Annotated in this window: 8 protein-coding genes and 1 pseudogene; 2 read left to right on the forward strand and 7 right to left on the reverse strand. The window is 64.2% G+C overall.

What is annotated here, in order from left to right:
* Positions 1 to 141 precede the first annotated feature (141 nt).
* Together SUTH_RS20205 and SUTH_RS05585 are read left to right on the forward strand one after the other, a co-directional pair.
* A complete protein-coding gene (locus SUTH_RS20205) occupies positions 142 to 2856 on the forward strand; it encodes a methyl-accepting chemotaxis protein (protein WP_052473288.1) in 2715 nt (904 codons plus the stop codon).
* Between the two features lie 134 nt (positions 2857 to 2990).
* Positions 2991 to 3415 (forward strand): annotated as a pseudogene (locus SUTH_RS05585) (transposase); the annotation flags it as partial.
* Between the two features lie 236 nt (positions 3416 to 3651).
* On the opposite strand, the gene sulP reads toward SUTH_RS05585, so the two are convergent.
* The 7 genes from sulP to SUTH_RS05620 form a co-directional block, all read right to left on the reverse strand.
* A complete protein-coding gene (sulP, locus tag SUTH_RS05590) occupies positions 3652 to 6228 on the reverse strand; it encodes a sulfate permease (RefSeq protein WP_070099327.1) in 2577 nt (858 codons plus the stop codon).
* Between the two features lie 135 nt (positions 6229 to 6363).
* Positions 6364 to 8034: a long-chain fatty acid--CoA ligase gene (locus SUTH_RS05595; protein ID WP_041097726.1), complete on the reverse strand. Its 1671-nt coding sequence runs from the start codon at positions 8032 to 8034 to the stop codon at positions 6364 to 6366.
* A 160-nt stretch (positions 8035 to 8194) separates the two neighbouring features.
* On the reverse strand, positions 8195 to 9418 hold the full coding sequence (locus tag SUTH_RS05600) for an acyl-CoA dehydrogenase family protein (protein WP_041097728.1): 1224 nt from the start codon (positions 9416 to 9418) through the stop codon (positions 8195 to 8197).
* Between the two features lie 136 nt (positions 9419 to 9554).
* Complete coding sequence (locus tag SUTH_RS05605; RefSeq protein ID WP_041097730.1) at positions 9555 to 10622, reverse strand: phosphotransferase; 1068 nt, start codon at positions 10620 to 10622, stop codon at positions 9555 to 9557.
* A gap of 2 nt (positions 10623 to 10624) precedes the next feature.
* Complete coding sequence (locus SUTH_RS05610; RefSeq protein ID WP_041097732.1) at positions 10625 to 11620, reverse strand: NADP-dependent oxidoreductase; 996 nt, start codon at positions 11618 to 11620, stop codon at positions 10625 to 10627.
* A 63-nt stretch (positions 11621 to 11683) separates the two neighbouring features.
* A complete protein-coding gene (locus SUTH_RS05615; protein WP_041097734.1) occupies positions 11684 to 12088 on the reverse strand; it encodes a PaaI family thioesterase in 405 nt (134 codons plus the stop codon).
* Between the two features lie 137 nt (positions 12089 to 12225).
* On the reverse strand, positions 12226 to 13197 hold the full coding sequence (locus SUTH_RS05620; protein ID WP_041097738.1) for an IS5 family transposase: 972 nt from the start codon (positions 13195 to 13197) through the stop codon (positions 12226 to 12228).
* Positions 13198 to 13218 lie beyond the last annotated feature (21 nt).

Below are 13218 nucleotides of genomic sequence, written 5' to 3' on the forward strand. Positions count from 1 at the left end.
TGCTGCTAGAGTGGTCGCTTGGGATGCATACCGTTGATAGCCTGGGCGCGCGCTCTGCAACCGCAGGGTTTGTCCTGCGTTGCGGCCGCATCGCGGCCGGTTATCGGTTGCTTGTCGAAATCGGGTAGCGGGAGTGATCGAATGAGCTTGAAGACCAGAACAAAACTGATTCTGATGGGGGCGGTTCCTACCCTCGCCCTGCTGTATTTCGCCGTTTCGGGAACCGTCGACAAGGCCGCGGTGGCCGCCGAGATGACCAAGCTGGAAGCGCTGGTCGAAGTCTCGGTCAAGATCGGCGAACTGGCCCATGAATTGCAGAAGGAGCGCGGCCTGAGCGCGGGGTTCATCAGCAGCAAGGGTGCCAGGAATGTCGCCGAACTGCCTGCCCAGCGCGCGGAAACCGACAAGAAGAGCCAGGTTCTGGGCGAAGCCCTGAAAAGTTTCGATGCCGCGCGCTACGGCGACGAACTCAAGGCCCTGCTCGGCAGCGCCGAGAGCAACCTTCAGGAACTGGCCGCCAAACGCAGTGCCGTCAGCGCACTGCGCATCGAGGCACCCGAGTCGGCCGCCTATTACACCAAGACCATCGCCGGATTTCTCAAGGCGCCGGCAGCCGTTTCCACGCTCAGCAGCAGCGGCGAGATTTCCCGCCTGAGCTCGGCCTATTCGAGCCTGCTCGAAGCCAAGGAGCGCGCGGGCAGGGAGCGCGCGATGCTGGCCGCGGTATTCACCGTCGACAAGTTCACGCCCGCCACTTTGACCGGCTTCCTCAAGAACCTTGCCGCGCAGGAAGTCTACATCGACGAGTTTTTCCACTACGCGCTGGATCGCCAGAAGGCATTCTTCAAGGAGAAGATTGCCGGGCAGGTCGTCGAGGAAGTCGCGCGGATCAAGAAGCTTGCCGCCGACGGCGCCAGCCAGCCGGCGCTGGGTGTCGATCCCGCGCACTGGTTCAAGGCATCCACCGACCGCATCAATCTTCTCAAGGAGGTCGAGAACCGGCTGGCCGACGACCTGCTCGGCGAGCAGGCCCGGCTCAAGAGCAGCGCAAACAGCACCATGACGCTGTTCATCGTGCTGACCATCGTCGCCGTGCTGGTGACGGCGGTGCTGGCAATCTACCTGACACGCAGCATCCTGCGCCAGCTGGGCGGCGAGCCGGATTATGCAGCCGACATCACGCGCAACATCGCCACCGGCAAGCTGGACAACCACATCGAGGTCGCGGCCGGCGATACCGGCAGCCTGGTGGCCTCCATCCGGTCGATGCAGGAGCAGTTGCTGCAGCGAATCACCGCCGACAAGAAAATCGCCGACGAAAACCTGCGCATCCGCATTGCGCTGGACAACGTCAGCACCGGGGTGATGATCGCCGATAACGACCGCACCATCATTTACGCCAACAAGTCGGTGCTGGGCATTCTCAAGGGCGCGGAAGCGTCGCTTCGCAAGCAGCTGCCGAGCTTCGACGCCAGCAAGGTGATGGGCGAGAACATCGACAGCTTCCACAAGAACCCGGCGCACCAGGCCAATCTGCTCGCCACCTTCACCAGCACCTACACGGCCAATCTCGAAGTCGGCGGCAGTTTCCTGCGCGTGATCGCCAGCCCGGTGAGCAACGAGCTCAACGAGCGACTCGGCGTCGTCGCCGAATGGCACGACCGCACGGCGGAAGTCACCGTCGAGCGTGAAGTGGCGGCAATAGTGGAAGGGGCGTTGCGCGGCGATTTCAACCAGCGCCTGGCCCTGGAAGGGAAGACCGGCTTCTTCAGGCAACTGGCCGAAGGACTCAACAAGCTCTCGGAAACCACGTCGACCGGCCTCAACGACGTGGCGGGTGCGCTGCGGGCCATTGCCCAGGGCGACCTGACGCACACGATCGAAGCCGAGTACCAGGGCATCTTCGGTCAGCTCAAGGACGACACCAACACCACGGTTGCGCGGCTTTGCGAAGTGGTCGGCCGCATCAAGGAAGCCACCGAGGCGATCAATATCGCGTCGCAGGAAATTGCCGCCGGCAACCAGGATTTGTCCGGGCGCACCGAACAGCAGGCCAGCAGCCTCGAAGAGACGGCGAGCGCGATGGAACAGCTCAACTCCACCGTCAGGCTCAATGCCGACAATGCCAAGCACGCGCAGGGGCTGGCGCAAGCCACCAGCACCGCCGCCGCGCGCGGTGGCGAAATGGTGAAGGGCGTCGTCACCACCATGAACGGCATCCAGGGCAGTTCGAAGAAAATTTCCGACATCATCGGCGTCATCGACAGCATCGCCTTCCAGACCAACATCCTGGCCCTGAACGCCGCGGTGGAAGCCGCCCGTGCCGGCGAGCAGGGCCGCGGTTTTGCCGTGGTGGCCACCGAAGTGCGCAACCTGGCGCAGCGCAGCGCCACGGCGGCGAAGGAAATCGCCACCCTGATCGCCGAATCCGTCGAGCAGGTCGAAAGCGGCGTCGCACTGGTGAATCAGGCAGGGCAGAGCATCGACAAGGTGGTTGAGGGCTTCCAGGAAGTCGCCGGGCTGGTTACCGAAATTGCCAGTGCCAGCCGCGAGCAAAGTTCTGGCATCGAGCAGACCACCCAGGCCGTCAGCCAGATGGATGAAGTGACGCAGCAGAACGCCGCGCTGGTCGAAGAGGCGGCGGCGGCGGCCGAGAGCCTCGAAGAGCAGGCGCGCGGCCTGGTGCAGGCGGTGCGGATGTTCAAGCTGCCCGGCGACGGTGGCCGCTCGCCCGCCGCGCCCCTGCGCACCATTCCCCAGCCGACCCGGCTGGGTGGCGGCCAGGCGACGAGCAAGGCATCAAAGGGCACGCCGGCGCGCCTGGCCAAATCCGACGAAAGCTGGGAAGAGTTCTGACCGCCGCAATCGCCGGGCGGCGGGCGCCGCAAACCCCGCATGAACAGTCGGCGCTGGCGGGACGGCGATACTGAATCGCCCCGGAACCCGTAGACGCTCTGAAGCCTTATTCTTAGGCAAACTCAGGAGGCGTCATGAGCAGCAAGCGATACCCGGAAGAATTCAAGATCGAAGCGGTCAAGCAGGTCACGGAACGAGGCCACTCGGCACCGGATGTGGCGAAGCGGTTGGGGGTCTCACAGCCGACCTTGTATGAATGGATCAAGCGTTACAGCCTGCCGGAGTCGGATCGGATCGAGCAGCAGGGCCAGGCCGCCGAGATCCGGCGACTCAAGATGGAGCTGAAGCGCGTCACCGAGGAGCGCGACATCCTAAAAAAGGCCGCAGCGTACTTTGCCAAGGAGTCCCGGTAAGGTACGCGTTCATCGCGAAGCACGAAGATCAGTTCCCGGTGCGGCGCCTGTGCCACACCTTGTCTGTGCATCCGAGCGGCTACTACGCCTGGAAGCATGAACCGAAGTCAGCACGGCAGAAGGACGATCAGCGGCTGTGCGGATTGACCTTGCTGACTGTCTTTCCCATTCGACACCTCCAAAGATATTGTCTACCTTCAAATGTGTCCGGGAAAGCCGGTCTACCTCAGCTTCGGATTAATTTCCAAGCCCAAAAGAGGCAGCGTCATTTGACTTTCTGCACATCCAATATGCAGCCAGCCAAAGAAATCGACACCACCCCGGTTTCGGGATGCCGGCACCCAATTCGCCGTACCGTCAGCGCCGACTTTCCAGTGAGGCTTTAGCCTATCTGGTCGTCGGCGGTCTTGGTGGCCGCGCCGACCAGCAACACCGGAATCCGCGCGCGGCGGATGACTTCTTCGCTGACGCTGCCAAGCAATTTGCGGCTGAGGCCGCCGCGGGTGTGGCGATAGAGCACGATCAGGTCGGCCTGCGTTTCTTCCGCGGCGGCAAGGATGCCGTCGGCGATTCTCGCCTGCCTGACCATCAGCTCGCCGGCAATGCCTTCCAGCTTGAGCGTGGCGATCGCCAGCTGCGCGGCGTCATCGATGGCCTGCGGCAAGTTCCCCTTGCGGTCGGATACCGAGAACAGCGTGACCGGCAGTTGCGCCGGCTTGGCCAATTGCCCGGCGAGATCGTAGGCCGCCATCGCGGCATCGCTGCCGTCGAAGGGCACCAGGATGCGCCGCTGCCACAGGTGCGCATCGGGCGTGACGACCAGCACGTGGCAGGGCGCGGTGGCGAGGATGCGCTGCGCCACGGGGCCGAGCTCCTTCGCCGTGTCGGGCATGACGCGGCGCCCGATCACCAGCAGTTGCGTGTTTGCCTGCATGGCCGCGGCATGAATCTCGTGCGCGAGGTCGTTACCCTGCCGCGTGATGAGTTCGCAGGAGACATCGGCGGCAACGCCCGCGACGCGGATTGCGGCGAGGCGCGCGGCGACGGCGTCGGCCTGTTCCGCATGGGTGACGACGCCGGCGACGTCGAGCGTGACGCCGAGCTGGCTCGCCAGCGCGATGGCCAGTTCGCGCGGCGCGGCCGCCATCTCGCTGCCGTCGGCGGCGAGCATCAGGCGCAGGCGCCGGTCGCCGTCGGGCAAATGGCCGCTCTTGCAGTTGGCGAAGATGCGCGTCTTGCAGGTTCGACAGACATTGGGGTCCAGTGTCCAGTACAGCGCTTCGGTCGGGTTGGTCTTGACTTCGAAGAAGGCGCCTTCGCCGATGTCGCCGACATAGCCGCCTTTGCGCAGCAGCTCGTAGGGCGTCGATTTCATGCGATAGAAATACAGGCCGCCACCCATGCGCCGGCGCCGCCGCGCTTCCTGGGCGAACATCTCGGCGCCGGCGACGTCGATGAAGTTCATGCCGAGCGAGACGACCAGCACCGACTTCTGCCGCGGATTTTCCGCATCGATGGCCTGCAGCGTGCTTTGAATGTGATCCACGGCGCCGAAATAGGCCGAGCCGTTGATGCGCAGGATGCGCAACTGCGGGCACTCGGGCTTGCCGCGCGCCTCGACGAAATGGTGGCCGCTGGCATCGACTGCCGGCACCAGCGGTTCGATGCCGGGGCGCGAGGTGCGGTTTAGGTACAGCAGCAGCGAGAGCAGCACGCCGGCAACGATGCCGGCTTCGAGGTTCATCAGCGTGCCGATCACGGTGACCCAGAGGATGGCCGATTCGGAGCGGCTGGTTTTCCAGATCGAGGCGATGTGGTGGAAATCGATCAGCCCCCACGCCACCAGGAACAGGATGCCGGCCATCGCCGCGTTGGGCAGGTAGGCGGCAAGCGGGGCGACGATCAGCAGGATCAGCACCAGGAAGATCGAGGCGAAGATGGTGGCGAGCGGGGTGCGCGCGCCGGCTTCGTAGTTCACCCCGGAGCGGTTGAAGGAGCCCGACGAGGCGTAGCCGGAGAAGAAGGCGCCGACGATGTTGGACAGGCCCTGGCCGATGAATTCCTGGTTGCCGTCGATGCGTTGTTCCGAGCGCACGGCGATGGCGCGGGCGATCGATACCGCCTCGGTGAGCGCCAGCATGGTGATGACCAGCGCCGGGCCGAAGGTCTTCTTCAGCGCGGCGAACGAGAAATCCGGCAGCGAGAGCGGCGGCAGCCCGGCGGGCAGCGCGCCGACCGTCTTGATGCCGGTTTCGGCCTGGCCGATCAGGGTGTTGAGGGCATAGGCGGCGACGCCCCCCGCCAGCATCGCGGCGATCATGTAGGGGAATTTTTTCCAGTAGCGCCGGGTCAGCATGCCGGCGGCCAGCGTGACGGCGCCGACCCCGGTGACCCACGGATTGATGTGGTCGAGCTGAACGAAGAACTGGTGCAGGATTTCGTAGAAAGGCACGCCACGCGGAATGTCGATGCCGAAGAAGCTGCGGATCTGGCTCGCCGCGATCAACACCGCCGCGCCGGTGGTGAAGCCGATCACCACGGTATGCGAAATGAAATTGACCAGCGCGCCCATGCGCGCGAGGCCCAGTGCCAGCTGGAAGATGCCGACCTGCAGCGTGAGCGTCAGCACCAGCCCGATGTACTGCGGCGTGCCGGGTTCGGCCAGATGATGGATGGCGGCATACAGCGCGATCGAGATCGCCGTGGTGGGGCCGGAAACCAGGTGCCACGAGGAGCCGAACAGCGCTGCGACGATGGCCGGCACCATTGCCGCATAGAGGCCGTATTGCGGCGGCAGGCCGGCGATGGTGGCGAAGGCCACGCCTTGCGGCAGGACGATCATGGCGCCGGTGAAGCCGGCCAGCAGGTCGTCCTTCAGGGTGCTGCGGGAGACCAGCGGCCACCAGCGCAGGAAGGGAAGGACGCGGGCAAGTTGCGCGCGGCGGGCGGCGGTGGTCATGGCGGGGCAGGTCGGCCGGAACTGATCAATGTCCCGGAATGGTAACACCGACCATCACTATCGCTTATGAGGATTGCTTATGGCCGGTATCAGCGCGCCGCCGTTGGCCAAGGCGTTCCGGCGGCGCACATGACCTCAGGCGGCGCTTGCAGCTTCCTTTTCCTGCAGTGCGCGCCACATCACTTTGCCAGTGGCGGACTTGGGCAGGGTTTCGACGAACTCGACGATGCGCGGCGACTTGTAGGCTGCCATGTTGGCGTGCGCCCAGTCGATGATTTCCTGCTCGCTGACCTTGCCGCGCTGGGCCTCCTTGATCACCACGACGGCCTTGACGGTTTCACCGCGATGCGGATCCCTGACGCCGATCACGCAGGCTTCCTGGATTGCCGGGTGCTGGTACATCAGGGCTTCGACCTCGGCCGGCCAGACCTTGAAGCCGGAGGCGTTGATCATGCGCTTCAGGCGGTCGACCATGAAGAAATAGCCGTCCTCGTCGACGCGGCCCAGGTCGCCGGTGCGGAACCACTGCTTGCCGTCGATGTCGACGAAGGCATTGTGCGTCGCTTCAGGATTGTTCCAGTAGCCGAGGAAGACCTGCGGCCCGCGCGTGACGATCTCGCCAACCTCATTGGCGGGCAGTTCCTTGAAGGTATTGGGGTCGACCACCATCGATTCGGTGTCGAAGATCGGGACGCCGAGGCACTGCTTCTTGGCCCGGTCCGGCGGGTTGATGTGCGAGGGCGCGATGGTTTCCGACAGGCCGTAGCCTTCGACGTAGGTGATGCCCATGTCGAGCAGCTTTTGCGCGATTGCCTCGGGCATCGCCGCGCCGCCGCCGCTCATGCGCGTGATGGTGGACAGGTCGTAGTCGCCGAGCTTCGGATTCATCAGGAAGTCGATCACCATGGTCGGGATCGAGGTCCATGAGGTGACGCCGTAGCGCGCAATGCACTGCGCCGCCGCGTCGCGGTCCCAGCGCGGCAGCAGCACCACGGTGGCGCCGGCCTGCAAGGGGCCGCTCATGCTGCCTTGCATGCCGGTGACGTGGAAGAAAGGCAGTACGGCGAGGTACACCGCGTCCTGCTGGATGCCGAACCACTGGTAGCCCGCCATCATGGTATGCATCACCGTGCGGTGGCTGTGCATGCAACCCTTCGGGTGGCCGGTGGTGCCCGAGGTGTAGGGCATCACGCACAGATCGTCGGGACCGACGGTGATCGGGCCGGGGCGCAGGTTCGCCGCCAGTACTTCGTTCCACGGCGTGACGCCCGCATCGCCGATGGCCTGGCGCGGCGCCTTGATGAAGTCCGGCACCTTGAGGTCGGTTGCCGCCTTGAGGTAATCGGCATAGGCGGCAACGACGATCTGTTGCAGGCCCTGGTCGGCACCGTTCCCCAGCAGCGGCTTCATCTGCGGGTAGATGTCCTGCGCCGCGATGGCCACCGTGGCGCCGCTGTCCTTGACATAATGGCGCAATTCCTTCGTCATGTTCATCGGATTGACCGGCACCACTACGGCATTGGCGCGCAGGATGGCGTAATAGGCCAGCACGAACTGCGGGCTGTTCTGCATGTAGAGCAGCACGCGGTCGCCCTTCTTCACGCCCTGCTTTTCCAGCCAGCCGGCGAGGCGTTCGGCTTCGTCCTTGAATTCGGCGAAGGTGATTTTGGCGTCGTAGAACACCAGATAGGGTTTGTTCGGGTAGCGCCGCGCCGAAACCTCGACGTTGTAGAACAGGTCGGTCTCGGGCACGCTCATGTGGCGTGGCAGGCCCTTGGGCCAGAACGCGAAGTGACGGTCGGACATAGATTTCCTCACTGCCTTGGTTGTGCTCACATCAAATTCCTCACCGCGGAGGCGCAGAGGCGCAGAGAAAGGCGACGCAGAGAAATCAATCGAGGATATTTGCTTCTGTCTTCCTCTGCGTGATCTCTGCGTCTCCGCGCCTCCGCGGTAAAGGGTTTGCTTACTTGCTCAGGTAACGCCCGAGTTCCTGCTTGGCGATGGCGTTGCGATGCACCTCGTCGGGGCCGTCGGCGTAGCGCAGGGTGCGCGCCTGGGCGTAGGCGGCGGCGAGCGGGAAGTCGTCGGAAATGCCGGCGCCACCATGCACCTGCATGGCCCAATCGATGACCTGCAGCGCCATGTTCGGGGCGGCGACCTTGATCATGGCGATTTCCTGCTTCGCCACCTTGTTGCCGGCGGTGTCCATCTTCCAGGCGGCGTTCAACGTCAGGAAGCGCGCCTGGTCGATCATGATGCGTGCCTCGGCGATGCGCTCGCGCGTCACGCCCTGGTCGGCAATCGGCTTGTGGAAGGCGACGCGCTTGATGGCTCGGCGGCACATCAGTTCCAGCGCGCGCTCGGCCAGGCCGATCAGGCGCATGCAGTGGTGGATGCGGCCCGGGCCGAGGCGGCCCTGGGCGATCTCGAAGCCGCGGCCTTCGCCGAGCAGGATGTTGGAGACGGGAACGCGCACGTCCTTGAAATCGACTTCGCCGTGGCCGTGCGGCGCGTGGTCGTAGCCGAACACGCTGAGCGCGCGCACGCGCGTGACGCCCGGCGTGTCCATCGGCACCAGCACCATCGACTGCTGGTTGTGCCGGCTGGGATTGTCGGGGTCGGTCTTGCCCATGAAGATGAGGATCTTGCAGCGCGGGTCGGGCGCGCCCGAGGTCCACCACTTGCGGCCGTTGATCACGTATTCGTCGCCCTTGCGTTCTATGCGGGCTTCGATGTTGGTGGCGTCAGATGAGGCCACCGCCGGCTCGGTCATGGCAAACGCCGAGCGGATTTTGCCTTCCAGTAGCGGCATCAGCCACTCGTTGCGCTGCGCGTCGTTGCCGTAGCGCTCGATGGTTTCCATGTTGCCGGTGTCGGGCGCCGAGCAGTTGAAGGCTTCGGGCGCGATGTGCGAGCGGCCCATGATCTCGCACAGCGGCGCGTATTCGAGGTTGGTGAGCCCTGCGCCGCGTTCCGATTGCGGCAGGAACAAATTCCACAGCCCGGCGGCGCGCGCCTTGTCCTTGAGTTCCTCCATGATCTTCGTCGGCACCCAGGGGTTGCCCTTGGCGCGGTTGGCTTCGACCTCGTTGTGGAAGGCATCCTCGTTGGGATAGATGTGCTGGTCCATGAAGGTATTGAGGCGCTTCTGCAAATCCTTGACCTTGGGTGTGTAGTCGAAATCCATGATGTGTCCTCGGTGGTGTGGTTCGTATCAGGTTAAAAGAGGCAGTTGATCCGCAGATTTCGCAGATTACGCAGATGGATCAATGAAGGCCGAGTGTTCATCTGTGAAAATCTGCGTAATCTGCGGAAACCGGGTTTCAGTGGCTTGCCAGCAGGCGTTCGACCTGACGCCAGGCTTCTTCGGCCAGTGGCCGGGCGCGCTTGCCGGTTTCGATGGCTTCGGTGCTCGACGCGTTGCCTTGCAGGGCGCGCGCCATGATGCCTTGCAGGATGCCGGCCAGGCGGAACATGTTGAAGGCCATGTAGTACTCCCATTCCTTCGGCGGAATCGGTGCGCGGCCGGTACGTTTGCAGTAGGCGGCGACGTAATCGGCTTCGGCCGGAATGCCCAGCGCGGCGAGGTCGTTGCCGGCGAGGCCGCGGAACTGGCCCGGCGACAACCGCCAGGTCATGCAGTGGTAGGCGAAGTCGGCCAAAGGATGGCCCAGGGTCGACAACTCCCAGTCGAGCACGGCGAGGATGCGCGGTTCGGTGGGGTGGAACACCGTGTTGTCGAGGCGGAAGTCGCCATGCACGACGCTGGTTTCGTCACCGGCCGGAATGTTCTGCGGCAACCAGTCGATCAGCTTGTCCATGGCCTCGATCTTTTCGGTTTCCGAGGCGCGGTACTGCTTGCTCCAGCGCGCCACCTGGCGTTCGAGATACTGGCCTGGCTTGCCGTAGTCGGCGAGGCCAACGGCGGCGTAATCCACCCGGTGCAGTGCGGCGATGACGCGGTTCATCTCGTCGAAGATCGCGCCGCGCTGTGCCGGCGTCATGCCGGGCAGCGACGGGTCCCACATGATGCGGCCGTCGACGCAATCCATGATGTAGAACATGGTGCCGATCACGGAGTCGTCTTCGCACAGGGCCCAGGCCTTCGCCACCGGCACGTCGGTGGCGGCCAGCGCCGAGATCACCTTGTATTCCCGGTCCACCGCGTGGGCGCTGGGCAGCAGCTTGCCTGGCGGCTTGCGGCGCAGCACGTACTTGCGGCCGCCGGCCGTGAGCAGGAAGGTCGGGTTGGATTGCCCGCCCTTGAACTTCTCGACCTGCAAGTCGCCGGCGAAACCCTCGACGTGGCTTCTCATCCATGCCGCAAGGCTGGCGGTGTCGAGGGCGTCTTTCTCCGTGACCGGACGCGTACCGGTATGCGCGTTGCTCATTTTCAGGTCAGCTTTACGAGTTGCTTGCCGAAGTTGCCGCCCTTGAGCAGGCTGATGAAGGCGGCGGGTGCGGCGGCGAGGCCATCGGCCACGCTCTCGCGGTACTTGATGCGGCCAGAGGCGACGTGGCCGGCGAGTTCCTTCAGCGCCGGGGGCCAGCGCGAGAGGTCGTCGGAGACGATGAAGCCCTGCATCCTGATGCGGTTGATCAGCACCGCGCCGATGTTCTGCATCGGGTAGGGCGCCGAGTTGTATTGCGCGATCAGGCCGCAGACAGCGATGCGCGAGAAGGGGTTCATGCGCGTCAGCAGGGTGTCGAAAATCTCGCCGCCGACGTTTTCGAACAGGCAGTCGATGCCTTTTGGCGTGGCTTCCTTCAGGTCGCCGCGCAGATTGCCGGCCTTGTAGTCGATGCAGGCGTCGAAGCCAAGCTCCTCCACCACGTAGCGGCACTTCTCCGCGCCGCCGGCGATGCCGACCGCGCGCGCGCCGTGGATCTTCGCCAGTTGGCCGACCACGCTGCCCACCGCTCCGGAGGCGGCGGTGACCACCACGGTTTCGCCGGCTTTCGGTGCGCAGATGTCCATCAACCCGACCCAGGCGGTGACGCCGGGCATGCCGAGCACGCCGAGGTAGGCGGACAGCGGCACGGCACTGGCGTCGACCTTTTGCAAGGCGGCGCCGTCGGCGACGGCCCATGTTTGCCAGCCCATTGCACCGACCACGGTGTCGCCGACGGCGAACTTGGGATGATTCGACTTGACGACTTCGCCGGCGGTGCCGCCGACCATGACTTCGCCGATCTCGACCGACTTGGCGTAGGACTTGGCTTCGGACATGCGGCCGCGCATGTAGGGGTCGAGCGACAGCCAGCGGTTCCTGACCAGCACCTGGTTGGCGCCGGGTTCCGGAATCGGGCTTTCTTCAAGGCGGAAATTGCTTTCCTCGACCCAGGCCGCGGGGCGGTTGGCGAGGACGATTTTCTGGTTCTTTTCCATGGTGGGGAGGACCTGTTGGTTTGGGTTGGAAAGTCGGCGCTGGCGCTACGGCGATTGCTGTCTCTATTCTGTCTTTGCGCGGGTTTCGCGGCGCAGCTTGAAGGTGCCGAGCGATTTTGCGATCAGTTCGCCGGACTCGTCGAAGGCCTCGCCCTCGCAGAAGTGCAGCGAGTTGCCGCCGCGCAGCAGCTTGCCCTCGGCGACGATGCGGCCTTTCGCCGAACGGATGAAACTGAGCGACATGTCGATGGTCATGACGCCGCCGACATGGTCGTGCGCGGTGCGCGCCGCGACGGCCATGGCGACGTCGAGCATGGTCATGATGACGCCGCCGTGGGAGACCTCGAAGCTGTTCATCAGCTCCGGGCGCAGTTCGAGCGAGATACGCGAGCGCCCGCCCTCGGCCATCTCGGCCTTGACGCCGAGATGCTTGAGGAAGGGAACCTTGAGGCCGAAGAAGTCGGACATTTAAGGAAATGCTGAACAAGCCACCGCAAAAAACGGCGACGGGCTGAAATAGAGACGAAACTGTGACGGAAATGCCATATTCATGGGGTGCTTGGCCCATTCGGGAGCGGATAAGGGGGAATTCTCCCTTGTCTTGCTCATGCCGGACGCACCTCTCCCGTCAATGGTCGTGCCCACATGCTGACGTTGAGCATCGCCAGCATGGCAAAGGCGCGATTGGCGTTCTTTGCCAGACCGCGATAGCGAACCTTGGCAAAGCCCCACAGGCGCTTCACGGTCAGGAACGGGTGCTCGACCTTGGATCGCACGCTGGACTTGCGGCGGTTGGTTTCCTTGTCGGCGTCCGTCAGCGGGTTGTTCCGATAGGCGCGCTTGTTGGTGAAGTCCTTCGCCTTCGGCGCGATGACCTTCAGCCGCTTACGCTGCTCTTGGCCCCGATAGGCGCTGTCGCCGTAGAAGCGAGTTTCCGCACCATGCAGCAGGTTCGGCACTTGGTGGCTGTCATGAACGTTGGCGGCCGTGACGCTGGCGCTATGGACCAGTCCGCTCTGGCTGTCCGTGCCGATGTGCAGCTTCATGCCGAAGTGCCACTCGTTGCCCTTCTTGGTCTGGTGCATCTCCGGGTCGCGGCTCTTCTCCTGGTTCTTGGTCGAGGGCGGCGCGGCAATCAGGGTGGCATCGACAATCGTGCCGCCGGAGAGCTTCATGCCGTTGGCCAGCAGCAATTCGCCGATCTTGGCGAACATGGCGGCTCCCAGATCGTGACGTTCCAGAAGATGCCGAAAGTGCAGCAGGGTCGTGGCGTCTGGCACCCGTTCCCGGCCCAGGTCGATGCGGCAGAACTCACGAAACACGGGGACATCGTAGAGGGCGTCTTCACAGGCTTCGTCGGCCAGGTTGAACCAGTTGGCGACGCAGTACATCCGCAGCATGCGCTCCAGTCCCACCGGTGGCCGGCCATTCCCGGCCTTCGGGTAATGCGGTTCAATCACGGCGCAGAACTCGGCCCACGGCATCAGGCGATCCATCCGCGCCAGAAACTCCGCCTTGCGCGTCGCACGGTTGTGCTTCTCGAATCCTCGTGTCGCCGCCAGCGTCATTTGTTTCATCGTTCTATCCCTTGTGATCAA

This window comes from Sulfuritalea hydrogenivorans sk43H (assembly GCF_000828635.1).
GTDB lineage: Bacteria > Pseudomonadota > Gammaproteobacteria > Burkholderiales > Rhodocyclaceae > Sulfuritalea > Sulfuritalea hydrogenivorans.